The organism is Chitinophaga sp. H8, from assembly GCF_040567655.1.
Taxonomy (GTDB): Bacteria; Bacteroidota; Bacteroidia; order Chitinophagales; family Chitinophagaceae; genus Chitinophaga; species Chitinophaga defluvii.
This window is the reverse complement of sequence record NZ_JBEXAC010000002.1, coordinates 1862595-1888307: the sequence shown is the minus strand read 5'-3', so window position 1 is coordinate 1888307 and position 25713 is coordinate 1862595. Positions and strand designations below refer to the sequence as shown.

Annotated in this window: 16 protein-coding genes; 2 read left to right on the top strand and 14 right to left on the bottom strand. The window is 46.4% G+C overall.

Annotated features, from left to right (window positions below):
- Positions 1 to 2 precede the first annotated feature (2 nt).
- The 5 genes from ABR189_RS21515 to ABR189_RS21495 all read right to left on the bottom strand — a co-directional run bounded on the left by ABR189_RS21515 (position 3) and on the right by ABR189_RS21495 (position 5649).
- Positions 3 to 791 (bottom strand): sulfite exporter TauE/SafE family protein, encoded by a 789-nt coding sequence (locus ABR189_RS21515; RefSeq protein WP_354662543.1) that lies wholly within the window; start codon positions 789 to 791, stop codon positions 3 to 5.
- Between the two features lie 340 nt (positions 792 to 1131).
- Positions 1132 to 1737 carry a DUF6992 family protein gene (locus tag ABR189_RS21510; protein ID WP_354662542.1) on the bottom strand — a complete coding sequence of 202 codons (606 nt, stop codon included), beginning with the start codon at positions 1735 to 1737 and terminating at the stop codon, positions 1132 to 1134.
- Positions 1738 to 1765: 28 nt separating this feature from the next.
- A complete protein-coding gene (locus ABR189_RS21505; RefSeq protein WP_354662541.1) occupies positions 1766 to 3136 on the bottom strand; it encodes an alkaline phosphatase family protein in 1371 nt (456 codons plus the stop codon).
- A gap of 42 nt (positions 3137 to 3178) precedes the next feature.
- Positions 3179 to 4396 carry a metabolite traffic protein EboE gene (eboE, locus tag ABR189_RS21500; protein WP_354662540.1) on the bottom strand — a complete coding sequence of 406 codons (1218 nt, stop codon included), beginning with the start codon at positions 4394 to 4396 and terminating at the stop codon, positions 3179 to 3181.
- Between the two features lie 86 nt (positions 4397 to 4482).
- Positions 4483 to 5649, bottom strand: coding sequence for a 3-dehydroquinate synthase (locus tag ABR189_RS21495; RefSeq protein WP_354662539.1), 1167 nt, complete (start codon positions 5647 to 5649; stop codon positions 4483 to 4485).
- Positions 5650 to 6588: 939 nt separating this feature from the next.
- On the opposite strand from ABR189_RS21495, the gene ABR189_RS21490 reads away from it, so the two are divergent.
- Together ABR189_RS21490 and ABR189_RS21485 are read left to right on the top strand one after the other, a co-directional pair.
- Positions 6589 to 8616, top strand: a complete 2028-nt coding sequence (locus tag ABR189_RS21490; RefSeq protein WP_354662538.1) for a tetratricopeptide repeat-containing sensor histidine kinase — start codon at positions 6589 to 6591, stop codon at positions 8614 to 8616.
- 49 nt (positions 8617 to 8665) lie between these two features.
- Positions 8666 to 9304 (top strand): response regulator, encoded by a 639-nt coding sequence (locus ABR189_RS21485; RefSeq protein WP_354662537.1) that lies wholly within the window; start codon positions 8666 to 8668, stop codon positions 9302 to 9304.
- Positions 9305 to 9346: 42 nt separating this feature from the next.
- On the opposite strand, the gene eboC is transcribed toward ABR189_RS21485, so the two are convergent.
- From eboC to ABR189_RS21440, 9 genes are all read right to left on the bottom strand, one after another.
- A complete protein-coding gene (eboC, locus tag ABR189_RS21480) occupies positions 9347 to 10249 on the bottom strand; it encodes a UbiA-like protein EboC (RefSeq protein WP_354662536.1) in 903 nt (300 codons plus the stop codon).
- Positions 10250 to 10310: 61 nt separating this feature from the next.
- Positions 10311 to 11297, bottom strand: coding sequence for a TatD family hydrolase (locus ABR189_RS21475; protein WP_354662535.1), 987 nt, complete (start codon positions 11295 to 11297; stop codon positions 10311 to 10313).
- A gap of 66 nt (positions 11298 to 11363) precedes the next feature.
- Entirely contained in the window at positions 11364 to 12269 is a 906-nt protein-coding gene (locus ABR189_RS21470; RefSeq protein ID WP_354662534.1) for an EboA domain-containing protein, read from the bottom strand.
- 284 nt (positions 12270 to 12553) lie between these two features.
- The gene (locus tag ABR189_RS21465; protein WP_354662533.1) at positions 12554 to 14107 is read right to left on the bottom strand and encodes an FG-GAP repeat domain-containing protein; all 1554 of its coding nucleotides are present in this window, start codon (positions 14105 to 14107) and stop codon (positions 12554 to 12556) included.
- Positions 14108 to 14202: 95 nt separating this feature from the next.
- Positions 14203 to 15990, bottom strand: a complete 1788-nt coding sequence (locus tag ABR189_RS21460; RefSeq protein WP_354662532.1) for a RagB/SusD family nutrient uptake outer membrane protein — start codon at positions 15988 to 15990, stop codon at positions 14203 to 14205.
- A 31-nt stretch (positions 15991 to 16021) separates the two neighbouring features.
- The gene (locus ABR189_RS21455) at positions 16022 to 19291 is read right to left on the bottom strand and encodes a SusC/RagA family TonB-linked outer membrane protein (RefSeq protein WP_354662531.1); all 3270 of its coding nucleotides are present in this window, start codon (positions 19289 to 19291) and stop codon (positions 16022 to 16024) included.
- 344 nt (positions 19292 to 19635) lie between these two features.
- The gene (locus tag ABR189_RS21450) at positions 19636 to 21168 is read right to left on the bottom strand and encodes a RagB/SusD family nutrient uptake outer membrane protein (RefSeq protein WP_354662530.1); all 1533 of its coding nucleotides are present in this window, start codon (positions 21166 to 21168) and stop codon (positions 19636 to 19638) included.
- A gap of 18 nt (positions 21169 to 21186) precedes the next feature.
- The gene (locus tag ABR189_RS21445; protein ID WP_354662529.1) at positions 21187 to 24669 is read right to left on the bottom strand and encodes a SusC/RagA family TonB-linked outer membrane protein; all 3483 of its coding nucleotides are present in this window, start codon (positions 24667 to 24669) and stop codon (positions 21187 to 21189) included.
- A 30-nt stretch (positions 24670 to 24699) separates the two neighbouring features.
- Complete coding sequence (locus tag ABR189_RS21440; RefSeq protein WP_354662528.1) at positions 24700 to 25590, bottom strand: FecR family protein; 891 nt, start codon at positions 25588 to 25590, stop codon at positions 24700 to 24702.
- Positions 25591 to 25713: the final 123 nt, after the last annotated feature.

Sequence of the window (25713 nt, the reverse complement as noted above, 5' to 3'; positions counted from 1 at the left end):
TTTTAATGGCCCAAAGCGGTAAAAATAATATCGTATAGTCCAAACAGGATCAATGTACCTGCAAACAGCTTTTCGAGCAAGGGAGATTTCATTTTTATCGCTGTTTTAGCCCCCAGGTAAGAAGAGGGTAAAGCAGTGATTGACAGAAGGAGTGCGATATTCCAGTCGATATGCCCCAGCCACCAATGGGCCAGCGCTCCCGGTATAGATAAGATCGCAGACAATACAATAGAGCAAGCCAGCGCCTTTTTAATAGGCATCCCCAATCTTTTTATAAAAAAGGAACTGAATAGTACCCCGCCTGCGTTGGCCAGCAAACCAGACAGGAACCCGATTCCCAGTGCTGCAATCGTAATTTTCCGGTCTATTCCTTCCGCGGAAGGTTCCGGTAGTTCTTCCAGGTCATTTTTCTTTTTCAGAAAGGCATACATGAGGGAAAATCCCAGGGTTACAATGAATACAGCGGTCATCATCATCAGGGCTTTGCCAGGCAGGAAGCGACTGATCCAGGCCCCTGCAATCGTAGCAGGCACCCCAAATATGCCGCCCAGCAGGATCACTCTTTTATCAAACAGCTTTTCCTTCCGGTATACACTGCTGGCGGAGATAGTACTGGTGATAGCAGCAGGTAATGGCGAAGCCAGGGCAAAAAACGGGTTTACACCGGCAAAGATCTGTAAAGCAGGTGTGCTTACTGCACTGCCTCCCTTACCTAACAAACCAGATAGATAACCGACAACTAAGCCTATCAGCAATACTGACAGATACTGGGTTTGGTGTAATAATTCCATAACTAAAAGTGGCCTACAGGCTATTACGTATACTGTGTACGGGCGTACACAATAACGATGGTTGGTTTATAAATACCGGTCATGATTACAGGGCCATGCCGTAGCAGCGCTTCAATTTAATATTAATGGATTGGTTTACAGGAATTGCTGCTAAAGCAAAAGTAAACAGATGCGCCTCCGCCAGCAAAAAAAGGGGGTTAAATGATCCTTAAAATGCATAACAATAAGTTATGGTTCATAACTTATTGTTATGCGAACCAATCGGGATCCCGTACGGCTTTTATGCCCAGCTTAACAAAGCGGCGCTGCCAGTGGAGATTTGCCCGTGTTATTCCAGGAGTTAAAACGTGTACTGCAACGACATGTTGCCGGGAGCCAGCGACACCTGTAACCCGTTAAACCGGTTAAACAGCGCTTTACCATGTTTGTGGTGGAGGGAGATATTGACCACATCATAGAGGAGTAAAAAGCCTCCCTGGAAGATAATGGAGCTGCCGTAACCTTTCCAGCGATCCTGTTCCTTGCCAGGCGATTGATTTTTACCATATTCGCGTGCATAGAGCCCTCCCAGGATATAAGCCAAGTCCAGCGCACCATTTACCAGGTAGATCTTTTCTATTTTGTTTTGTTCTTTGATACTGGCAGGCCAGTTATAGGAAGCAGGATTCAGTTTACGATTGCCCAGGTAGCCCATGGTGGCAATACCCAGATTGACCACATTCCAGATAGCGTTCATCTGGTGGAAGTATCTGGCCTCTCCTGTTGTTTGCCCCATGGCGATCAGTCCGGTAGCAATATTGGCCACCGCCCATCCTCCCAGCACCACCATCGCTTTTTGGGTAGTCTGTATACGTTGCTGATCAAAAGATGTCAGGAAAGCGGTATCCTGTGCCGGCACAAGGTGGCAGCACAACAAAATGACCAATAGCAGCAAGGAACGTTTCATACGCGGATATTATACCGGCAGGCACCTGTTATTCACCGTTCAGGGTCTGCCATATCTTAGTATAAACGTCTGTTGCCAGCAATTGTTCTTTCCCGGAAGGTTTGTTGGAAATAAGAACAGGATGAAAATCGCGGTTTTGTTCTATCCTGCCGTGAGAACCTTTAATAAGCGTAGCATCCAGCGGGATAACGTTCATGAGATAACGGAATCCTAATTTCTTCTTGAGTAGTTTTGCGGCCGCTTTAAGTTTGATCAGCGGATCAGCAGGGTTCATAAACATTTCTACCGGATCGTACCCTGGTTTACGGTGGATATCCACGATACGTGCAAAGTCGGGAGCTTTCTGATCATCCAGCCAGTAGTAGTAGGTAAACCAGCTATTGGCATCTGCTACCGCGATCAGGTCGCCACTGCGGGCATGATGCATATGATGGGCGCGTTTGCCTTCCCTGTCCAGCAGCAGTTCCACCCCTGGTACTTTTTCCAGCAGGGTACGCACCTGTTTGTAGCAGGAAGGATCATTGATATAGATATGTGCCAGCTGATGATCTGCCACCGCAAATGCGTGGGAAGCTCCAGGGTCCAGCAGTTCCAGTCCTCTTTCCACCCTGATACCGAGCAGTCCGGCTTCGCGCAGCACGCGGTTGATATGCACAGGGTGGTTCACGTTAGTGATGCCATATTCTGACAACAGGATTACCTCGCAACCTTCTTTTTCGTAGTAGGTAACCAGTTGTTTACAAACGCCATCTATTTCGTTCAGTTCTTTACTGATGGTATCTGCATGTTGTCCGCGTTTCTGCAGGCAATAATCCAGGTGAGGCAGGTAGATAAAAGTCAGGGTGGGGTGATACAATCCATCCGTTACGATAGACGCATCCGCGATCCACTGCGAAGATTTGATGCTGGCAGTAGGTCCCCAGTAATTAAACAGCGGGAACTGCCCCAGTTCTTTCTGCAGGTGATCGCGCAGATCAGCGGGATGCGTATAACAATCCGGTATTTTACGGCCATCCGACAGGTAGTTGGGCCTGGGCGTAAGCGAATAGTCTACATCTGCATACATGTTATACCACCAGCACATCTGGGAGCAGGTAAATTCCGGGTTAAGGCGGCGGGCTTTGTCCCAGATCTTGGGCGCATCCACCAGTTTGTTGGATTGTTTCCAGAATTTGATTTCACAATCTTCACGATCATACCAGCCATTGCCTACAATACCATGTTCGCTGGGCCATTCGCCGGTGAGGTAGGTACTCTGTACCGCAGTAGTTACACCGGGTAACATAGGCATTACCGTTTCCAGGTGATGCTGTTGCACATAAGCCTGCAAAAAAGGTGTATGCTTGCCTATCAAAGAGGCGGAAAGCCCCACCACATCAATTACTACTGTTTTTCTCATGTATGGTCGCCGTTACAAATCCGGTTCAAAGCTATAACCCTATTATGATAATTCCAACTGTTGCAGGATCCATCCCAGTTCTCTGGATATAGATTGTGCAATATCCTGCTTTAAAGCAGGGGGTAATACATCCCAGGTATACGTTTCTACTTCCAGGTGAGCAGTAAAGGGCTGGCTCTTTTGCCGGGTCAGCGCCTGTACGATATCTTCCCTGGTGGAGGTAAGTACGCCAAAATCAGCTATAAATACGGGCACATGAAAATGGGAGCGCCATTCTGCCACCTGTGGGTTATCAGCATCTGCCAATGCTTCCGGTAAGTCGGGATAATGTTCAAAGCTGCCGTTTTCCTTGCGGGCTATTACCTGGTGCAGGTATATAGGTTCATTAAAAGTGCGGAAGGCGGCTATCACTTTTTCACGGGCCGGCCCTACAGGCGGCATCAATGCTTTTAAGGCAGCGCTGATCTGCAGGCGGCCTACTTTCAGCCCATAATGCTGCAGGCGCTCCAGCACCCGTTGCGGCGTTTCATATACCAGTGCAAAGTGGCATACATCATAACACAGCTGTACGTGTGTTTTGATCAGGGCAGCCGCTTCGGTTTCCGTTACGTCAAATTTTTCCATTATAAAAGGCACGCCAGCCGCCAGGAGGTATTGAAAATACCAATCGATATATTCCTTGGTATTTTCCAGCATGCCATCCGGCTCCGGTTCTACATCGAGGTGCAGTAACGGACCGCCACTACGGTGTATCCGTATCAGTTGTTCCACTACCAGCAGCATATTAAAAGTAGCCCCTTCCATGATGGAGCCTCTTTCTTCTTCGCAGCGCGTATGCCAGTATTTATAAGACAGTGGCGGTGTGGATACGCCGCCTTCCATACCTTCCGGCAGCAGGGCTGCCATGAGGCGGAACAGGCGTATGGTATAAGCTACCCTGTCGGCGGTAGTCCAGTCGGGAGTATGTACCTGATCTTTTACCACGACCCCATGAAACCCGCCGTAGGGAAATCCATTCATGGTAAATACATAACAGTCCTGTGCTTTCAGCCAGGCCTTAAATTCCAGCAGGGCCTCTTCCTTACTCAGTTCCAGGCTGGCCAGGTTAGCCAGCCGGAGCCCTATTCCAAAAGGTTTGTGAGGAGATACCTGTGCTTTGATGGCTGGTATATGTTTCTTTAGCTCTGCAAAATGATCCCCCCAGCTTTCACCGGAGTGGATATTGGTGCAATAGGTAAGATGTCCATAAGCTGTTTGCATAGTATATATTTTCGGGAAATGTAAGACAGTACCGGTCGGGGACCAGCATTGACATTGGTGTTGTCCGTTCTTTTACATGTCCTTTATTATGAAGCTGTTGTATTCCATTGCGCACAGGTTGCTACTGCCTGTTGTAATAAATCCAGGTCCATTTCGTGCACTTCCTCTCCTTTTCCGATGGCACGTAACAGGGAGATGGTTAACCGTCCGCCCAGGTGCTCCCGGAATTCTTCCAGCCCGGCGATAACAGGAGAAATTTTTCCATCCTGCATTTCCAGGAGGGGGTGATAGATGGGCAGCTGCAATTGCACTAATAATGTAACAATGCGTGTCATCGCCGCTTCATCGATCCAGCCCAACAGATAAGAGTATACGCTGTCTACCGCAATACCGATGCTCACAGCTTCGCCATGGCGCAGGGAGAAATGGGTAAGTTGTTCCAGCTTATGTGCGCTCCAGTGTCCAAAATCCAGCGGGCGGGAGGAGCCGCTTTCAAAGGGGTCTCCGGCACCGCCTATATGTGCCATGTGCAGGGCTGCACAACGGTATATCAGTTCCTGCATAACGGGCATATTCCCTGCCACCAATGCAGCCGCGTTGGTTTCCAGCCAGCTAAAAAAGGAAGCATCTTTGATCAGTGCCACCTTTACTGCTTCGGATATGCCTGCACGCCAATCCCGCGGGTCCAGCGTAGTCAGCAATTCCGCATCATTAAACACTGCCACCGGTGGGGCAAATGTGCCGAGGAAATTCTTTTTGCCTTTATAGTTGATACCATTTTTCACACCTACCCCTGAATCATTCTGGGATAGTACGGTAGTGGGTATACGAATGTGTTTGATACCCCGGTGAGATACTGCTGCTACGTATCCTACCAGATCCAGCACGGAGCCGCCGCCTATACCGATTACAAAGGAGTGGCGGTCAATACCATGATGATCAATAGCATCCACCAGTTTGTAAAACAGTGGTTCGTCATTTTTCACGGCTTCCCCTCCGGCAATAACAATGATTTCCGGTATCAGCTGAAAACCTTTTACCGCCTGAAAATAGGTAGTAATCTGTTGTTCCAGCTGCGGGTGATGTTTCAGCACACCACCATCCAGTATGATCAGTAATTTCTTGGTAATATCCTTATCTGCCCTGGAATCCAGGAAAGCAGCAATCGTAAGATTGGACGGGTCAAATATGTGATTTGTAAAAAAGACCTTATACGCAAACTTTACCTCAAATGATTGTTCGATATACTCCATGACTTTATCCAGCTAACGCCTTTCTTCTTAAAATAAATTAAAAATATAGCCTTTAAAAGTACAAAAATTACAAATAATCAAGGTAAAGATATTACCACCGGCAGGGATAAAAATAAGGCTTGCAGATGCAAGCCTTCTGTTTGACCTTCATGTTTGGCCTTCTATCTATATGCAGTTCTTAAGTCATATCAGGGCAGGCAGGTGCCTGTGGAGACGTTCAGGGATAGTAGCGGGTTATTAACCCGCTATTTTACCTGGACATACAATTTAATTTTCTCCAACATGTATTAATTTTGCTAATACAATGATTTTTTGGGGCTAAACAAACAATATTCAAAGCAGTGCGCTGAATATCTTTGTTTAGGAAGATTATAGTGCAAATTAATGCTGCTTTTTCGACCAGTTTTACGGTAGATTTCACCATTTATCAAATTACGTACTTATACGTAAGCGGGAGCTTTCACTTTAAAACCCAATACAGCAGGGCATCTCCCTTCAACAACCCGTTAAAAAGCCGCTTTTGAGCCCATTAATTCTTCCTGCGGATTATTGCGTTTTTTAACAGAAATGCAGACCTTTGCCATAGAATGCATCCTGCCCATACAGCAGGCCCCGCTTATCGGGAGATTTATCCGGCATATGCAGGGATCATGTTTGGCAAGCATTGTTTGTCTCCTGGGTCTGATGATGCAACCACCAGATTTTTTGTTAACCCTGTAACGAAAAAGTTGTTTAATACACCCTTTTGTTGCACTTCCTGAGCTAAATCGTGGGCACTAAATACGTTGTTGGCGGTATGCCACTGACAGTTACATAGCAGGTAGCATGCCCGCTATGGAGGAAATTTCCTGCTGTTGGTTGCAACTACACAACAACACGGAACTGATCACATGTACTGCTGGTTCAACCCTGGCAGGACGCTATGAAATATTTAAAAACATGGCAGCTTCACACCTGCCTGGTGCAATGATTGATGATATGTATAAAGGGATTTTAACTACGTTATGCCTCCTCGTGGGCTGTTGCTTTCTGGCAGCAGGTAAAACGGCTGCTGATAAGGACAGTCTGTACCGGGTAATACAACAAACCCCGGCAGATACCGGTACCGTGGAAGCTATGCTGCTTTATGGAGAAACCCTTTTCCATGAAAATCCTGATGCTGCCGCAAAGCTGTACAATGAAGCCCTGACGCTCTCTAAAAAGCTACGTTATCACAGGGGAGTAGCTCTTTTTACCATTTACTTCATTGATATCCTCAACAGAAGAGGGCAGTATGCCGAGGCACTGGCTATGCTGGAACAGGCAGATATCATTTTCCGGCAGCTCAAAGACACTTCCAGTATTGTTTGTATTTACAATAATATCGGCAACGAGCACCAGTATCTGGGCAATTATAGCGCTGCGGCCACTGCCTACCTCACAGGGCTGACCCTGGCGGAAAAAAGCGGGATAAAAAAGTATGAGGTGAAGATGTACAATAACCTCGCGGCGGTATTTATTTCCCTGGAAGATTATCCCAAAGTTATTAAATATGCCACGAAGGGATACAAACTGGCCACACAGCGTCAGGAGGTCTCCGGTATGGCCTCTACCCTGGTAAACCTGGCCGCCGCTTTAAGTAAAACGGGCCGGTATGATGATGCCATTGACTATTACCAACAAGTGATAACACTGGGCAGGCAGCTGGGCGACAGCTCCTATGTGCTGGATGGTACCATTAACTCCGGCAGCCTTTATTTTGAGCAACAAAAAAATGATAAAGCCATGCAGGCTTTTTCGCAAGCCCTGGCTATCGCCAGCGCCTATCACTATCCGGAATACCTGCAATATATTTATATGGGCTTTGCGGAAGGATTGTATAAAAACAAACAATATCAGCTGGCAGATGAATATATTACCAAGGCTATTCAGGTGAGTGAAAGCCTGCAGGCAAAAGATGAGCAACGCCAGTCTTATCTGAATGCCGCCAATATCAAGGAAGCACTTTTGCAACCTGCTATGGCACTGCAATACCGCAAAAAATATGAGGCACTGAACGATTCCCTGCTGAGCGATAATACCCGTAAACATGTACAGCAACTGGAAATACAGTTCCAGACCGAAAAGAAAGACAAAGAACTCACGGAAAAGAAACTGCTGCTCACTCAAAAAGACCTGCTGCTACAGCAAAAGAACAGCTGGCTCATTGCCTTCTTACTTGGTATTACCCTCCTGGTGATCACCGTATTTATCATCTGGATGAAGTTCCAGCACCGGCAGCGGCTGCACGAACAAAAACTGCAGGTACTTGAAAAAGAAAAGACCGTACACCTGCTGGAAGCTATCATGCATGGAGAAGAGAAAGAAAGAACCCGGTTGTCCAAAGACCTGCATGATGGAGTAGGCGGCCTGCTATCGGCGGTAAAAATGCATTTCAGTGCGCTCAAACATGATCATCCCTCCCTGCAGGAAAGCCAGCCCTTTACACATGCGCTGGCACTCCTGGACGACGCCATCGGGGATGTGCGTAAAACAGCGCACAACCTGATGCCGGAAATGCTGTCCCGGCTGGGATTAAAAGAAGCGCTGCAGCTGTATTGCCGGAACATCAGCCATTCCCGCGAATTACAAATTACCTTTCATACTTCCGGGACACTCCACCGCTATAAATCAAATTTTGAACTGTCCGTTTATCGTATTATACAGGAGCTGGTCAACAATATTGTGAAACACGCCCACGCTACAGAAGCATTGGTGCAGCTAAGCCAGCATAACCATTTACTGGCCATTACCGTAGAAGATAACGGGATAGGATTTAATCAACAGGCAATGCAGCAAAACGGCATGGGACTTAAAAGCCTTCAATCCAGGATCAAAGCACTTAATGGCAATATAGAAATTGACGCCGCATCCGGGCAGGGCACTACTGCGTATATTGAGTTTGATGTAAGTGTGCTGAAACAGGAAACACAGCTGGCAGCTGTTTAATCATTTATTTTTTCATTGCAGATACTGATCATTTTTAATTATTACCTATATGCAAATTAAACTGGCAATAACAGATGATCACCTGATGGTGATTAATGGTTTAAAAACCATGCTGGCGCCTTACCCCCACATTTCAGTAGTGTATGATACTACTTGTGCAGGCAATCTTTTGCAGGCATTATCCCAGGTACAACCCGATGTGCTCCTGCTGGATATCCAGATGCCGGATATGGATGGTATGGAACTGTGCAAGCAGGTAAGAAAATCCTACCCTGCCATACGCATCATCGCACTTACCAATTTCATGGAATCACATTACATCAAACAAATGCTGCGCAACGGAGCGATGGGCTACCTCCTTAAAAATACAGACCAGGCCACCCTGCTGACCGCTATCGAAAAAGTATATGCCGGCGAACAATACCTGGATGCCACGCTGCAACGCAACATGCTGACGGAAATGATCACAGGACAAAAACGTACGGCATATGATATCCCGCTTACCAGACGGGAAAAGGAAATCCTGAAACTGATTGCGGAAGAACATTCCAACCAGGAAATTGCGGATATGCTTTATATCAGCCTCCGCACGGTAGAAACACACCGGCTGAACCTTACCCAGAAACTGGCGGTGAAAAATACCGCCGGGTTGGTAAAAGAAGCAATTAAAAGAGGGCTGGCAGATTAATACCAGGCAATATGATACCACAAGCAGGCGCCTATTGCCTGCTCACGTTACGGCAAACATTCTGGAGATCAGTATGGAGATCGGTAGTAAAAGTAATACCAGCAATGCATAAGGCAGGCTGGCAAAAGCTGCAGCCCAGGCAGCATTCATGGCGATCAGGGCAATTATCCCACCTTTTACTGCTTTACCGATATTAGGCCCACTGGGGTCTTTCATGGCCCTCAGCAGGGGGCGGTTAATCATAAAAGCAAACAGGACGATAAAGGGCAGCGCGATCCAGATATGGTGCTGTAAAAAGGCCAGTACGCCCATGGTAATATATACTCCCGCATAACAAACAGCGGTGATACGCAGTCGTTTAACACTTCCACCGTGCACTTCATCCCGGCTGATATTGGTAACCGCAGCAATATAGATAATGGGAATAAAAGCCATCCACCAGTAATCCATCAGTGCAGGAACAACAATACTGATCCCCAGGAGCAGGTTTAATCCCCGGCAAAGGCCCATATTAAACGGCCCTAAAAAGGCGTGGTGTTTCCCCCATTTATCGTATACCAGTGCAGTGATCGTAATACCCACCGCCAGCCAGCCGGAGATACGGCCTACTGTAAAAGCCGCCAGGATGCCTACTACCAGCAGGTAGCCTCCCAGCACAATGGCCTGTGTTCTGGATATTACACCGCTGGGGATAGGTCTTTCCGGCCGTTCCTCTTTATCCAGGTCTGCATCCATCACGTCATTAAACACCACTCCTCCCCCATATAATCCCATGGTAGCCAGGCATAAACATGCGATCGGCAGTATATCCAGACTATCTATATATACTTCCGTCAAAAAGCCTGAAATAGCCACTCCTGCCAATATATCTGCAATAGCAGTAATAATATTGGCAGGCCTCATCAGGCGTAAATATCCTATCAGTTTACTGGTTATGTAACTCACCGTATAATTTGGTTTTCACAGGGTTTAACCCTTACTGCCTGCAGCTTACAGGCTACGGACTTTAACGGATGATGGTATTGTTTTTATCTGTGCGTGGCTGCTGTCCTCCACGCAAAACGGTGCTGCCATTGTATTTTAAACTTTGGTCCACTGTTTGTGTTGCTTCAAAATCAGCTTCATTGATCTGACCACTTTGTGCAAAAGCTTTTATTGCATTGGCGTAAGTTACCAAATGAATACTATTCAAGTCAATACCACTTTCGTGCATGAGGGCTGCTGTTTTGGGTACTGCCAGCGGATCGCTGATCCCCCAGTCGGCAGCTGAGTTGATCATAATACGCTCACTACCATATTGTTTTACCACTTCTACCATCCTTTCATTCCCCATTTTGGTAAAAGGATAGATGGTAAATGCCGCCCAGAATCCGCGGTCCAGCACTTCTTTTACGGTTTCTTCATTATTATGGTCAATGATCACCATGCCTGGTTCCAGTCCATGTTCCAGTGCAATATCCATACTGCGTTGTGTACCTTTTTTCTTATCCCGGTGAGGGGTATGTACCTGTACCGGTAAATTGGCTTCCTTGGCCAGTTCCAGTTGTGCACGATAATACTTTTCTTCTGCCGGTGTCTGATCATCAAAGCCTATTTCGCCCACCCCTACTACTCCTTCTTTATACAGGAACAGGGGCAGGATTTCCATCACTGCTTCCGCCAGCTTTTCATTATTTGCCTCTTTGGAGTTGAGGCCGATGGTGCAATAATGTTTGATTCCAAACTGGGAAGAGCGGAACCGTTCCCATCCTATCAGGCTGTTAAAATAATCCCGGAAGGTATCCACACCGGTACGTGGCTGTCCGAGCCAGAAAGCAGGCTCTATAATTGCTACCACACCGGCATCCGCCATGGCCTGATAATCATCTGTAGTACGGGAAGTCATATGTACATGCGGGTCAAAAAAACGCATGCCTTTTATTTTTTCCAGGTAGTTGGGGCTATATGATATAGGTAATAAATCTTTTTCTTTTAACTGATGGCTGCAACACATAAGATCAACAATTTTAATAGTAATACTATAGTTATAAAATGAATAACGGCGCGGGTAGCGGGTTATTTAGCTAACCGGCACAGCCGCCGCCATTCTACCGGCGATGGTATCCCAGCTGAGCTTTCCGGCGGCAATTTCGTCGCGTAATACGGTAGCCTGCTGCAATAATGCCTGGGCAGGCGGATAATTGCTTTTAGCACATACCAGGGCGGCCGCTTCTTTTTCAATATTATTTTCCGAATGCCACAAACGTTCTATATCCGGAAAATTATCTGCATTGATAAAGGGAGCTATCAGGCGCCACTGCATTGGATTTACCGGTCGTCCGGCGGCCTGGCGTTCGTGTGCGAAGTCAAAAAGTATATTCGCCAGCGTAACGTTGGCGCGGGCATCTAATCCGATGATAAACTGTACCGGCTTGTCTGTAAAGAATGCTTTCATAATCAGCTGATTCCATGCAGGTTCTTCCAGGTATTTGGCCGGGTAAGGGTTATGCAGCATGATGGCACTCAATACTATCCCGATGTTGGAACGGATCCCTTCCGCCGTACGGAGTTGCCACATTTCCGGCCAGGCCAGTAATGGCAGTGCATTATACAATGCTACCAGCTCATTCATTTCGGCCGCATTGAATAATCCTTCAATCGCCTGTTCGTACGCCTGCTGGCTGGTTACAGGCAATTGCAATAACCACCAGGCCCTGGTCAGCGCATCTAACGTCCAGCCGTAAACGGTAAATCCTGGTATCGCCGCTTCCAGTATAGCCAGCTCTTCTTCCGTAACACGAATGATATTTTTGCCTGTAAAACGTGGAATAGCCGTAAAAGTCAGATTAAACTGTTGCAGTGCTCCTGTTTCCTGTGTTACCTGCAGGCGCTGGGTTATCCAATCGTTGGCCTTGCTGGTACTGTTTTCCTTAATGATGGCATATAGTAAAGCGCTCACGCTGCCGTAATCATATGCATATCCCATTGCGCATATTTTATTATAAAAAACAATTATATAGCGGCTAAAGTTAAACGAATATGTCTTAAAGAAGTATTAAAATTGATGGGAGGGGGGTAAAATAAAAGAGAGGCATTTGACTGCCTCTCCTTCCGCCATTCTAAAACCTGATTAAGTTTTAACCAGGATTATTTAAAACACCTGTTACAGGCAGGTGAAATGAGCTTACTTTACTTCCGTTTGCAATATAAGCATAATAACTATTTTCTTCAAATAAAAGCGGGGGTTTTACACCCGCCCCCTGGATAGGTTTACCGCCCTTTATTCCGTTTATTTTCCAGTATCAGCAAGGGCTGCGCATAATTCCAGTCTTTTTCCAAGTTATCCTGATTTATAAACCCCAGGGAGTAGTTACCCAGTACAATATCCGGGTCTCCATCGTGGTCAAAATCATTGACATCCATACAGATCCACCGACCTTCTTTTTGTATGGGAATAGCATACGGTATAAAGTGCAGCATACTATCCTGTTGGAAATAAAGGAACTTTTCTGAGGGATGGTCTTTCAGATCCGCAAAAAAAGCGATGGCAGCAATATCCAGTTTCCCATCTCCATTAAAATCTGCGGCCATTGCCTTCGTGCATCCATTTACGGGATAGTGCCAGGCTGCTTTATACTTAAAATCACCCTGATTGATAAATACATATACCCCGTGATAAGGTTTCAGTATCTTGGAATAATCTGCATTATCTCCGCAGGTATAAAGGATATCCGGTTGCCCATCCTGGTTAAAATCAACAAGTTGAAAGCTGGTAGATCCATATACGGGAGGAAAACGTAAAAGGTTGCTTGCTTTAAAACCTCCCTGATGGTCATTCAGAAAAAGCCAGATCCCTTCATCATCATAAGCAAAGAGGGCCATTACATCTATCCATCCATCATGGTTAAAATCACCCGTTACCGCATGAATAGCGCCAGGTACTTCCCTGATCACATGCTGTTCGTACTTATGATCAGGGGTTTGCTGCATATAGTACAATCCCCCTTTATAATGCCCAAAACTGCATACGACCCAATCAGTGAGTCCATCATTATTAAGATCTGCTTCCAGCGCCTGTACCGGCCTTTTCAGGAAAGCAGCCTGTACTTTTGGCGTTGCTTTGGGTTGTTCCAGGTGGAGGTTTAGTAATAATCCTTTAGGTTCATCCACTGCCTGCATAAAACCGATGCAGGTAACCCAGGCATTTTTGCCACTGTCTGTCAGCTGCAGGTCTACCGGTGCGGAGGGAAAAGACCAGCTGTTGCTTGTTTTACCGTTTTTATCCCACTCGTATAATAACCGTTTGCCTGCATCTCCGGAAAAGATCCGGCCACGAAAAGTGTCTATTGCTACCATGGTGGTAGTAGCGATGGTACCGGTGTCTTGTCCTGCGGGCTTTATTATTTCAAAAACGGCCCAGTCGTCCCGGGGTGTTTCAGGGGCTTTTACGGGCTGTAATGCTTCCGGTGCCATTGCCTTGTAAAATGCCACCAGGTCCATCCATTCCGGATAGGAGATGATAGAGGGGTGGCGTTTACTCTGGGAGGGATAGTACTGGTCCTCCCCCCATACCTGTATTCCCAGCTTGGGTGCCATAGCAGGCAGCACATGCTTTAGCCAGGTTGTTTTATCCAGCAGTGTCGGGTCGGGATAAAGATGGCAGCTGGCACAATATTTTTCAGAAAGTTGTTTCCCTTTTGCCGTTTGTTTTGCCGCTTCCGTTTGCGGATTGGTCTGACAACCACCTGCTAAAATAATACTGCATACCATCGCCAGTAGTACAGGACGTATATAGCTGTTTAAGTACAAAGTAGCTGAAAACATAACCTCCGCTTGCTGATGGTGATTGTTGATAACACTGCTATGATGCAAAAAGAGGTAGTGCAAACACTACCTCTTCTTACTTAAATATACGGATTTTAATAACCCTGATTTTGTTCCAGGGTGGGTGTTCCGCCTTTCAGGCTCAAATCAATCTGGCGTTGCGGAATAGGATAATATTCATTCCTGCCTTTTTTGAAGCTGGCCCCGCCGAGGTCGGAGGTGAGCTTGGATTCATAGGCAAAGAATGCATTGATTACCTGATCTGCTATTCCCCAGCGTACCAGGTCGAAATAGCGTTGGCCTTCCATAGCCAGTTCCAATTTACGTTCAAAGTAAATGGCTTTTAATGCAAAGTCTTTTCCTTTGGCAGCAAACGTACCGGCAGGGTAAGGCGCTACATTATATTTTGCAGCAGGTGTGTTGGTAAATCCACCCATTGGCGCAGACGGATTTACGTAAGTATATACCGCTGTTTGTGGTTTTCCGGCTCTTTCGCGTACCAGCTTCACATAGCCTTCGGCTTTGGCCAGGCTACCATTATTGGCTTCTGCTTCGGCAGCCTGCAACAATACATCGGAAAAGCGGATCAGTACCACATTGATAGCAGAACCCGGCGCCCAGGAGTTGGCATCTTTGTATTTATCCTGGTTGTACTGCCAGTATACATTTTTCTTGGGTGCATAAGGGCCGCCATAAGACTGCAGCCTTACCCATGCAGCACCGGGATGGTTACCCCAGTCCAGGTAGGGAATACCACGGCGGCCTACGGTCCAGTCCAACCGGGGATCCAGATTACCGGCATCTGGGGTAAAGGCAGCAGCAGGGCTTACACCTAGATCACTCTTTACTGCATTAGCAGGTAAATTATACACATCCATCATAGGTAATCCGGCAGCATCTGTACGATAAGAGTTCACCAGTTCCTGGGTAGGCTGATAGAATCCGCAGCACCCGAAAGGACTGTTATAGGGGAAGTTCAGCATTTCACCCTGATTAGAACTGGAGATCTGGTTGGTACCATTATTGGCTGTCATCTGGATCGCAAACACAGATTCTTTATTGTTTTTGGTAACCGGGTCAAAATTATCTTCAAAACGATCTGTCAGGCCATATTTTAATCCATTGGAAGTAACCCCGCTGGTGATCACATCAGTGTAAATAGGAATAGCTTCCCCAAACTTTTTCTGATAGAGGTAGGCTTTAGCCAGGTAGGCTGCAGCAGCCCATTTATTGGCCCGGCCCACTTCGGTTTGTGTAGGAGGCAGATTGTCCATCGCAAACTTAAAATCGGCTGTTATATTGGGCCATACATCTGTTGTATTGACCGCTTTAGGGTCGGTGGTAGTTTCATCTATCCAGGGTATTTTGTCGAACATTTTCTTCAGTTCAAAATAATAATGCCCTCTCAGAAAACGTGCCTGTCCTTCTATGTCTTTCTTTTCTGCGTCAGACAGTTCCTTCACATTTTTCAGCACACTTAATACAGCATTTGTACGTGCTACCCCATCGTACAGTGCTTTCCATTTGGTATTAAAGAAACCATTGCTTGGATCCAGCTTACCGGTAGCGATCAGGCTGATTGGCGGCTGATCCACCGCATCACTACCCTTGTGGGCATCTCCTGCAGCAACACTACCATAGATCCAGTTAGTAGGAGCAGCTTCCCATGGGCCACCACCACCCAGTGCAGCTACATCCTGCTGTTGTCCATCCAGCGCCCCATAAGCAGCTACCAGCAATCCATTTACCCCATCGCGTGTAGCCATTAGCTCCGGCGTTAAAATACCGATGGGATCTCTCTCTAAAAAACTTTTACTACAGGAGTCCAATAGTAAGCCCCCGGCTACTATGGAAAGCGTAATGATATATTTATACTTTTTCATTTTCTGCTTTTTTAAATTAAGAAACGGTTCATCAGAACGATACATTCACCCCTATCAGATACTGGCGTACATTAGGATAGGCCCCTTCATCTACCCCAAAAGCGGTAGAGCTGTAACCGGTAGCACTAGAGTTGGTTACTTCCGGATCAAGACCGGAATATTTGGTAATGGTGAACAAGTTGGATGCCTGTATGTACACTCGGAATTTTTCAATACCTATCCTTGACAGGGTTTCTTTGGGCAGGGTATATCCCAGCACCATCGTTTTTGCACGCAGATAGGAGCCATTTTCCACGAAGTAAGAATTAGGTACGGAGTTGCTGCTGAAGTTACCTTCGTTTTCCTGAATAGGTGCAACTGCGTTATGGTTATCTTTTGTCCAGGAATTATACAGGGCGGTTTTGCTTTTTGCCCCTGCAAATGAGGAATAGAAATCTGTCCACCATTTCACGTTATTCCAGATCTTGTTACCCTGTGTACCATAAAAGAAGGCACTGAAATCAAAGTTTTTGTATTTCAGTTCCAGGTTCAGGCCATAAGTAAATTTAGGATTGGCACTACCCAGGAAAGTTCTGTCGTTGGCAGTGATCTGTCCGTTGCCATCTGTATCTGCATAACGGAAACGGCCTTCTCCTGCCTGTGCCTGGTATTCTGCAGTAGGGTCGCCGGTAGCCGTCTGTGCGCCTTTATTAGCAGCATCTATTTCGGCCTGGCTGTTCCAGAAGCCTACAATCTGGTATCCGTAGAAAGAAGAAATGGAATGTCCTACGGCATTACGGATCAGTGTACTACCATTAAAACGGCGTCCTTCCTGATCAAAATAAGGCGCATCATCAGATACTTTTACAATTTCATTTTTATAAGTCGTGAGTGTACCGGTAGCTATCAGTGTCAGATCTTTACCCAGGTTTACATTACCTACCACGAGCAGATCCAGCCCGCTGTTTTTCATTTGCGCGATATTTACATCCGGCGCAGTAGCACGGCCTAAGGTAGCTACTACTTCAGGTTTATAGATCAGGTCCGTGATATCTTTCCGGTAGTAATCCGCAGATATTTCCAGTTTACCTTTAAACAGGGTTGCATCCAGACCTATATTCGTATTGATATTGTTTTCCCATTTTGCGTCCGGGTTGCCGATATAACTTTGGGTGTATCCTGTGAGCAGTGTATTGGAAGTACCGCGAAGGTCGTAGAAAGAAGACCCCCTGTTAGGGCCGAAAGCGGTAAACTGATTAGCAGCGCCCACATTCAGCTGACTACCCATAATACCATAACCACCACGGATTTTCAAATCGGTGATCCAGTTGGATCCTTTCAGGAAACCTTCTTCAGATAAGCGCCATCCAGCACTTACTGCCGGGAACCAGCCGTACCGGTTATTTGCACCGAACTTGGAAGAACCATCCCGGCGTATTACCGCGCCTATCAGGTATTTATCCATCAGTGAATAGTCCACCCGGCCAATCAGGGAAAACAGTCCATCAGAATACCTGGCACTTCCGTTAGTAGGTGTTCCTGTACCGGTAGTCAGCGTGGTAAAGTTGGGATCAAAAGTAAAATACCCCTGGGTAGTACCCTGCAGATTACGGCCTTTATTATCATAAGCCTCTGTACCTACCAATACTTTCAGGTTATGGATGCTGTTAAAGATCTGCTGAAAAGTAAGGGTGTTGGTCCATGTCCAGTTATACCCATAGGCGGATGTTTCCGTATAGGCATTTACTTTATTATTTTCTGAATTTTCATATTCCGGATAAGCAAATGAGTGGGTGCTGGCAGAAAATATTTCACCACCAAAGCTGGTACGTACTGTAAAGTGTTTCAGAAAATCTACTTCTGCAAATACATTACCTAACAGGCGGTTACCATTCCCTCTGTTGTTGCGGGTACGGTCCATGATAGCCACGGGATTACGGGCGTTCCCCAATTGGGCCTCATTGGTACTGAATGACCCTGCAAAATTGCCCATGATATCACGCACGGGAATAATAGGTTGCTCACGGAATGACATCCCGATTGCACTACCTTCTGTAAGCGGATCGATACGTGGGTTATCTATAATAGAGTACTCCAGGTTCTGCCCCAGGCGGATGTGTTCACCTGCATTAAACTGGGTATTGACACGCAATGTATACCTTTTCATATAGGTATTCATCAGGGTACCTTGCTGGTTAAAATAGTTGAATGACATGTAGTAATTCGCCTGATCGGTGCTACCACCCACAGAAATATTCTGGCTGGTGATAGGAGCAGCCCCAAATATTTCATGGAACCAGTCGGTACCCTGTTTATTGGCTTTGGTGATCCTGTAAAAACCATCCAGTTCTGCGGCATTGGTATAGTTAGGATTCACTTTATACAGCGAAGGATTTACCAGCGGATCGCCTTCTTTCAATCCACCCGGCGCGATATAGTCCGGCAGTACAGGTGTAGCACCAGAACCATACAGCCCATCTTTATACACTACATTGGGATTGGTATTTTTCAGCGCCATCCACTTCAGGTCGGCCATTTCCTGTGAGTTCAGGAGATCAAATACATTACCGCCTTTCACCCGTTGTGTACCATAATACGCATCATAGTTCACCTTTACCTTACCCTTCCCTTTTTTGGTGGTAATGATGATCACGCCATTGGCTGCACGCGCACCATAGATGGAAGCCGCACCAGCATCTTTCAATACCTGCATAGATTCCACATCATTAGGGTTTACGGTGAGAATGTTCTGCGTAGGCACCCCATCAATTACGTATAGCGGATCATTATTACCAAATGAGTTAATACCGCGTACACGTACCTGTGGTTCTTGTCCTGGCTGTCCGGAGCCCAGTACCGTTACCCCCGATACCCGGCCCTGCAGCTGGTTACTGATCTGTGCAGTAGGCTGTGTGGTAAGCTGTTGAATATTTACCACCGCCACTGCACCGGTAAGGTCTTTCTTACGTTGGCTGGCATAACCCGTTACTACTACTTCTTCCAGTGATCCCACTTTTTCTTTCATTACGGCATTGATCTCACTGGCATCTCCCACCTGGATTTCCAATGTAGCATATCCTACGAAAGAAAAAACCAGGATGCTTCCTTTGGGAGCCTGTAAGGAATAATTGCCCGATGGATCCGCAGCTGTGCCTTTTGCGGTTCCCTTAATGGCTATCGTTGCGCCGGGAATAGGATTGCCCGAAGCTTCGTCGGTCACTTTCCCGGAAATCTTACTCTGTGCCAGTGCTTGGCTGAACGGAATCAGCAATAGCAAGGCACAACAGCACATCAAATGTGCGAGGTACATTTTTGTTTTCATAACGAGGATTTAATGAAGAAATAAATGTGTTTTCTTAAATGCCTATCTGCTCATTTAAAAAGTGAATAATGAATAACAAGTGCTTTACATCGAATAACAAGCATTCGAAAAAAGAATAACAAGTGAATCTGAAAATCGAATAACAACTGGTTTTAAAAGGTGAAAGAATAACAAGTGAATTTGAAACTGAAATAACAAGCATCACAATCAACTATATCTCAAAAAGAATTAGTTCAGATTTTGGTCATCTTCTCCAGATTTTGGTCTATCATATCTTCCACAGGGCATCAGGATAAATAGCGTTGTTCAAATTTTGGTTGTTTATATTTTTCAGCACCTGCGTGCTAGTAATTTTCATTCTGTTTAAGTCCGGCGATCTTCACATCTTCATCCGGGATGGGCAGCACTTCGTGCGTTCCTTTTCTGAATCCCAGCGGGCCCAGTTCCTGTTCCGCACGTCCCCATCTGACCAGATCGAGAAAACGGTATCCTTCATACGCCAGTTCCAGTTGCCGTTCTTTCACAATAGCTTCAAACAGTGCATTACCGGATGCGGATACCGGCGATAATCCCGCCCGTATTCTGACCTTTTTCAGTTCCGCTCTTGCACGGTCTTCATCATTACTGCGATAGTATGCTTCTGCAGCCATCAGCAATACATCTGAATAGCGGAGCAGGCGCCAGTTGGTGCCGTAGTTCAGCTCTGCAATAGCGCCTGTTTCTGTAGTGGTTTCGCTTACAAAGGAACCATACTTACGCTGAAAAAAACCTTCATATTCGTAGCTGCTGCCACCTGTCCATTCACCACCGGCTGCTGTCAGCTCGGCTTCTGTCATGATCGTATATTTCCGTCGCTTTACATCACCCGCCTGTACAAAAGCATTGTACATTTTTTTGGTCGGTGTATTAAAGCCCCATCCTCCCAGCAAAGAATCCGAAGGGGCTTTTTTATAATAATCGGATCTTGGTCCCATCAGCTGGATATTGATATTACTTTCCAGCTTGCGGCCATTATTCCAGGGAAAATTATTCCAGTCGTACTTTCCTTTGTCGGAGTAGTTCACTTCCATCAGTGATTCCATTCCAAACTTTCCAACCCTGGCAAAAGCAGTTCCAAAGTCGGGTTCCAGTTCATACTGCCCTGACTTAATTACCGCATCCAGCTGCGTGGCGGCATCTGCCCACTTTTCCTGGTACAAGTAAGCCCTTCCCAGCAAGGCTTGTGCAGTACCTTTAGCTACCCTGAACCGGTCGCCACCGGTGTATGCTTTTTTTACCGGCAGATCAGGGATGGCTTCGTTCAGATCTTTTGCTATCTGTGCATATACTTCCGCCTTGGGTGTGCGGGACATTTTGTTATACACTTCCTTAGGCACATCTCCCAATACCAGCGGCACATCTCCCCACAGGGATACCAGGTCCAGGTAAGCATAGGCACGTAACACTTTACATTCTGCAATCAGCCGTTTACGTAATGCCGTTTCCGGTTTTACATAAGTGATCACTTTATTGGCGCGGTAGATACCATAGTAGCACATTCTCCATGCACCCAATACTGCCGCGTTCTGTGAATCAAAATTGTATTTGTCCAGCCCCTGATAGGCGGGCTGGTCACCCGCCCCGCTACCCCCTGCATTACTTTCATCAGACAGCAATATTTTCACCAGCAGTATGCTGGACCATCCCCAGTTGTAATGCGCCTGCAACAGATCATAGGCCGCCGTAGTAGCCAGTGTGGCATCTGCATCTGTTTTATAAAAATCTTCCTGGGATGCTTTACCAGGTATCTCCTGGTCCAGAAAACTTTTGGAACATCCCCCTGCTAAAAAAAGTATAGTTACGCCAATACTAATATGTTTAAAGATGAAACACTTCATAATCACGCACTTTTAGATTTAAAAGCTGAATGACAGTCCCCCCAGTACTTTCCGGGGGATAGGGTATACCCCTCTGTCTATTCCCAGGCTGTTGTTATTGATACTGCCAGCTTCCGGGTCCATGCCCGGATATCTGGTGAAGGTAAAAAAGTCGTCCAGCGACACATATACCCTGGCATTTTTTATCTTCAGTTTTTTGATTAACTCATCCGGCAAAGTATATCCCAGTTGTAACTGACGTATACGGGCATACGAACCATTAAACAACATCATATCGCTATTATAGATAAACGGGCTGTTGGTATTAGGTGCAAACCATTTGTTGGTACTGCCTGGCCCGGTCCATTGTTTATCGTAGAAGAAAGCCGGTTTATTTCCCGTAGCCCTGTCTACCCGGTTAAGCCCCATTAAAATATCATTTCCACTTTGGCCCTGAATAAATACAATCAAATCAAATCCTTTATAGGCAAGGTTTATGCGGCCACCATATATCAGTTTAGGGTATGGGCTTCCGATGTAGGTCTGGTCGTCCGGAGAAATTTTACCGTCCTTATTTACATCTACCACAATAGGTTCTCCTGGCTTGGGCGTATATCCGGTGATACCGCCTTTGCCGATATACTCCTCAATCTGCGCCTGGTCCTGGAAGATACCGGCTGTTTTATATCCCCGGAAATACCAGATGGGCTGGTCTTTTTCAAAAAAGGTAGCCGTCCATCCGGTACCTACCATCGCACCGCTGATGCGGTTGATATTAGGCGTCAGGAAAGTCACCTTATTTTTCACAGTGGCCAGGTTGCCGGTGATTTCGTATTTAAAGGCACGTTCATCATTTCTATACGATAGTTCTACTTCTATGCCACGGTTTTCTACATTACCCCCATTCACAAAACGGAGCGGGTTGCCCACCGGATTAGGCGCAGTACCAGGCGTGATCAGGTCCCTGGTAGTTTTACGGTAATAATCCAGTGTGAGGTTCAGTTTATTTTCCAATAGCGCCAGGTCCAGACCTACGTCTATTTGTTCGCTGCTTTCCCATTTCAGGTCTGGATTAGCGATCCCATCCGGTTCTGCAGCTACCAGGAAATTACCGTTGGCATCGGGATAACGCAGCCCTTGTGTGGTCACCAGTGAAGCCCATTGTCCGATAGCCAGGTTAGATAAACTTCCGTTGAGTCCCCAGCTGGCTCTTAGCTTCAGATAATCCAGCGGCATATCATAGAAGAAGGATTCATTGGAGATCACCCAACCGGCAGACACGGAGGGGAATGTAGCCCATTGGTTGTGCGGTGGCAGGATGGATGCCCCGTCACGCCTTACCGTAATATTCAGTAGGTATCTGTCCTGATAGGCATAAGCTAATCTCCCATAGTAAGATACCAGTGTAGTAGCATTTTGTATCCCGCCGATCAGGTCGTTTTCGTCCTGGGTAAAATCGCTGAAGCCGAATTTATCTTCTTCTTTCAGCATTCCGGAAGACGTACCATTTAAGCGGTTGTACATATGTTTGATGGAGGACATGCCTATCAATGCAGTGAGATCATGTGTACCAATGTTTCTGTGATAGGTAGCAAAGTTTTCCCATTGCCAGTTCATGAAATTTTCGTTCAGATCAAATACACCTGCAACAGTATTCAGTCTTTCGCTGGAGAACCAGAAGGAAGGGTTCCAGCCGTGGTTGCGCTGAAAGGCAGCATCAATCCCAAAGCGGGTAGTTACTTTAACATCCGGTACCGGTTCTATTTCTGCATATATATTTCCTACTACTTTATTCTGGGTAGTGTTGTTGTGTGTAATTGCCATTTGCGCCAACGGGTTGCCTATTTCTCCAAATACATATTTGGAGATCCCGTAGTATTGTCCAGCGCTGTTGCGTACCAGCGGATGACCTTTTTCCAGTGCATCGGTAACATGCTTGGGTAGTGTACCGGTATAAACGGGCGGGGTGAGCGGATCAAACAGGATGGCATTGCTGATAACGCCACCAAATTCGGAATCTTCCGTCACCCCTTTCCGCGCAAAATGCGCATAGGATAAGCGGTTGCCAATTGTGAGCCAGGACCTCATTTTGTGATCGGTATTGATCCGGACGGTATATCTGTCAAAGCGGGCTTTATCGCCACCAATTATCCCATTCTGGGAAAAAAGCGTACCCCCAATCAGGTAAGAAGATTTTTCTGTACCTCCGGTAAAGGTCAATGCATGCCTTTGCATGGGAGCCGTTTGCAGGATTTGTTCCATCCAGTTGGTACCGCTGCCTGCCGCTGCGATCTCTTCATCCGTAGGCCGATTGTCAGTATTGGCAGCTTTCAGATAACTGCCGTATTGCTGTACATTCATCAGCGGCATTGGATTTTTAATGGATTGCCGGCCCATCTGCATACTGTAGGTGATTTCCGAACTACCATCCCTGCGTCCTGTTTTGGTTGTCACCATCACTACGCCATTTGCACCTTCTGCACCATAAATAGCCGCGGAAGCTGCATCCTTGAGCACCTCTATTGCAGCAATTTCAGAAGGATCTAAGTATTCAATACCACCAGCCCGCATACCATCCACGATATATAAAGGCTCCGCAGCGCCATTGGAGCCGGTACCTCTTATTCTCACCCGCATGGCACTTCCCGGCGATCCGGAAGCAGGCAATACGTTTACGCCGGCGGTACGTCCCTGCAAAGCCTGTTCTATCCTGCCGGAAGAAACGGAGGCAATTTCGGCAGCCTTCACGGAAGAGATGGCCGTGGTAACCTGACTCTTGCGCTGTGTGCCATATCCTACTACTACTATTTCGCTCAGGGCTTTATTGCTGGCAGTGAGCACTACATCCTGGAGCCAGTCTGCAGTAACCCGTATTTCTTTTGTATCATATCCTATCAGGGATATCACCAATGTTTTGCCCATGCTGGTTTCCAGAGAAAAGGAGCCGTCACCCGCAGCATAAGTACCTTTGTTTTCTCCTTTAATCAGGATATTGGTACCGGGGAGTCCCTCATTTGTTTCATCCACTATACGTCCGCGTATCTTCATCACCCGCATGGAATCGCCATATCCTGAAAACGTTATGTTGCCCGCTTTGGATAATGCCATCAGCTGGGCGGCTGTTTTATGTTCTTCTTCTTTTCCGGCTTCATGTCTATTGTTTCTTGCGGACTTATCCTCTATGGGTACAATTGCCCAGGTATTAGGCTGCACACTTTGTGCATCCAGACCCAGAGGAGCCAGCAATGCTTTGAGCATTTCATCTATCTTCCTGTATTGTGCCGGATTAAAATTCACTTTAACGTTAGGTAGTTTTTTGGCCTCATACAAGAGGTCTATTTTATAGGTCTTATGTATTTCTTTAAGCAGCTGCAGGAGTGTTTTTTCCTTGCCCTTATCGCTCCCCTGCCGGTCCTGCGTTTGGGGAACGTCCTGCCACACGCCGGCCCATGTGTATTGGCTTACACACAGCAAAATAACAAGCATCCATCTTCGTCGACATCGTAGAAGTCGTTCTCTCATACTGTGGAATTTGAAGCGTTAACGAACGGTCTATTTCTTCGATCTGAAAATCAGCTGCTGGCCTTTCTTCTCTATCTGAAGCTTCATCGTAATAGAAAGCGCTTTCGTAAACTGGTCAATATCACCGGCATATAAATCTCCGGTAATACTTCTGCTGTTGAGGGAAGTATCACTAATGACAACTTCGTATCCGTACTTATTGCGAATCAGCTCCGTGATTTCAGCAAGGGAAGTACCTTCAAAATGGTAACGGTTATTACGCCAGCCGGCTATCAGATCTACGTTAGTACATGCTTTTACAAAAGATGTTTTCCTGCCGATCTGTGCTTCATCACCAGGGTTCAATGTGATGACCTGCTGTCCTTCCGGCACGTCTTCTTTTGCAGTTAACTGTACCTTGCCTTCTTTCAGCGATACCGTTGTTTTATTGGTTGAAATATTTACATTAAACTTTGTGCCGAGTACCACCACATCCAGTTGATCGGTGTGTACGATAAACTGATTTTGCGGACGTCCTGGTTGTTTGCTGATCTCAAAATAGGCTTCTCCTTCCAGCCACACTTTCCTCGCGCCATCCGCTGTCCATTGCTCCGGCATCCGCAGTACAGAATTAGCATTCATATATACTACCGAACTATCGGGCAATTGCACTTCCCGGATTTCTCCGTAAGTGGTCCTGATCTCCACCATTTTTTCAGACAGTCCCATCAGCCATACCATCCATCCTCCTGCTATCAGTACGGTAAAAACGGTAAGCGCTACCAACCATTTCCGCTCCCGTCCAGGCCTGCCCGGCGTATGTTGCTGCATACCAGTAGTTATCTGGCGCCAGCTTGCTGCCGTCTGCTCCTTTGATACGGATTTAGGCCTGAACCGGAAAGGTAAGCCGTCTTCCTGCCGCGATGATAAATGGTCCGTCATGCGCTTTTTTTATGTAAGACACCAGCATATTACTTTATATACTCGTTTTAGAAAAACTTTTTTTGGAGGGGAAAAAGATGTAGCCTTTTTAAGGCTAATTATCAATAAAAATATTTACATTGC

Coding starts and splice junctions, on each gene's coding strand:
- ABR189_RS21515 (WP_354662543.1), bottom strand. CDS start 791: ATGGAATTATTACACCAAACCCAGTATCTGTCAGTATTGCTGATAGGC.
- ABR189_RS21460 (WP_354662532.1), bottom strand. CDS start 15,990: ATGAAAAAGTATAAATATATCATTACGCTTTCCATAGTAGCCGGGGGC.
- ABR189_RS21505 (WP_354662541.1), bottom strand. CDS start 3,136: ATGAGAAAAACAGTAGTAATTGATGTGGTGGGGCTTTCCGCCTCTTTG.
- ABR189_RS21495 (WP_354662539.1), bottom strand. CDS start 5,649: ATGGAGTATATCGAACAATCATTTGAGGTAAAGTTTGCGTATAAGGTC.
- ABR189_RS21445 (WP_354662529.1), bottom strand. CDS start 24,669: ATGAGAGAACGACTTCTACGATGTCGACGAAGATGGATGCTTGTTATT.
- ABR189_RS21450 (WP_354662530.1), bottom strand. CDS start 21,168: ATGAAGTGTTTCATCTTTAAACATATTAGTATTGGCGTAACTATACTT.
- ABR189_RS21455 (WP_354662531.1), bottom strand. CDS start 19,291: ATGAAAACAAAAATGTACCTCGCACATTTGATGTGCTGTTGTGCCTTG.
- ABR189_RS21465 (WP_354662533.1), bottom strand. CDS start 14,107: ATGTTTTCAGCTACTTTGTACTTAAACAGCTATATACGTCCTGTACTA.
- ABR189_RS21440 (WP_354662528.1), bottom strand. CDS start 25,590: ATGACGGACCATTTATCATCGCGGCAGGAAGACGGCTTACCTTTCCGG.
- ABR189_RS21490 (WP_354662538.1), top strand. CDS start 6,589: ATGGCAGCTTCACACCTGCCTGGTGCAATGATTGATGATATGTATAAA.
- ABR189_RS21475 (WP_354662535.1), bottom strand. CDS start 11,297: ATGTGTTGCAGCCATCAGTTAAAAGAAAAAGATTTATTACCTATATCA.
- ABR189_RS21470 (WP_354662534.1), bottom strand. CDS start 12,269: ATGGGATATGCATATGATTACGGCAGCGTGAGCGCTTTACTATATGCC.
- ABR189_RS21510 (WP_354662542.1), bottom strand. CDS start 1,737: ATGAAACGTTCCTTGCTGCTATTGGTCATTTTGTTGTGCTGCCACCTT.
- eboE (WP_354662540.1), bottom strand. CDS start 4,396: ATGCAAACAGCTTATGGACATCTTACCTATTGCACCAATATCCACTCC.
- ABR189_RS21485 (WP_354662537.1), top strand. CDS start 8,666: ATGCAAATTAAACTGGCAATAACAGATGATCACCTGATGGTGATTAAT.